Origin of the sequence: Lentibacillus saliphilus, assembly GCF_019093865.1 — a bacterium.
Lineage (GTDB): Bacteria > Bacillota > Bacilli > Bacillales > Amphibacillaceae > Lentibacillus_B > Lentibacillus_B saliphilus.
The window spans coordinates 1-688 of record NZ_JABJXD010000028.1; the positions used below are offsets into that span (position 1 = coordinate 1).

At 47.7% G+C, this 688-nt stretch carries 3 tRNA genes; all 3 read left to right on the forward strand.

Annotated elements, in window-relative coordinates:
- Positions 1 to 126 precede the first annotated feature (126 nt).
- The 3 genes from HPC67_RS15640 to HPC67_RS15650 all read left to right on the forward strand — a co-directional run bounded on the left by HPC67_RS15640 (position 127) and on the right by HPC67_RS15650 (position 650).
- Positions 127 to 202 (forward strand) — tRNA-Thr (locus HPC67_RS15640).
- A 263-nt stretch (positions 203 to 465) separates the two neighbouring features.
- Positions 466 to 540, forward strand: a tRNA-Gly gene (locus tag HPC67_RS15645).
- Positions 541 to 561: 21 nt separating this feature from the next.
- Positions 562 to 650, forward strand: a tRNA-Leu gene (locus tag HPC67_RS15650).
- The last annotated feature ends 38 nt before the right edge of the window (positions 651 to 688 follow it).

Below are 688 nucleotides of genomic sequence, written 5' to 3' on the forward strand. Positions count from 1 at the left end.
GGTCGCAGGTTCGAGCCCTGCATCCTCCACCATTTTTATAAGTAGCTTTGAGCGAGAACGCACAAAGCGAAATTAATCACGCAAACTGATGTGTGTTTATGCTGTTATTAAAGAATTAAATAACAAGCCGGCCTAGCTCAATTGGTAGAGCAACTGACTTGTAATCAGTAGGTTGGGGGTTCAAGTCCTCTGGCCGGCACCATTAATTTGTAATATTAAACAAGTATTTTGGTCAGCTGTGATTTTTCTTCGGAAACGGCAGCGCTCCAATAGTACGAGCCATTAGCTCAGCCGGTAGAGCATCTGACTTTTAATCAGAGGGNCGGGTGTGGCGGAATTGGCAGACGCGCTAGACTTAGGATCTAGTGTCTTCGGACGTGGGGGTTCAACTCCCTCCACCCGCACCACTATATATTAATTTTAATAGACATCACAATATACAATATAAATATATCCTGTTCCAATGCGGAAGTAGTTCAGTGGTAGAACACCACCTTGCCAAGGTGGGGGTCGCGGGTTCGAATCCCGTCTTCCGCTCCATTTTTAAAATTTGCCAAGCAAGCCGGGGTGGCGGAATTGGCAGACGCACAGGACTTAAAATCCTGCGGTGGGTTACCACCGTGCCGGTTCAAGTCCGGCCCTCGGCACCATCATATGCGCCCGTAGCTCAATTGGATAGAGCGTTTGA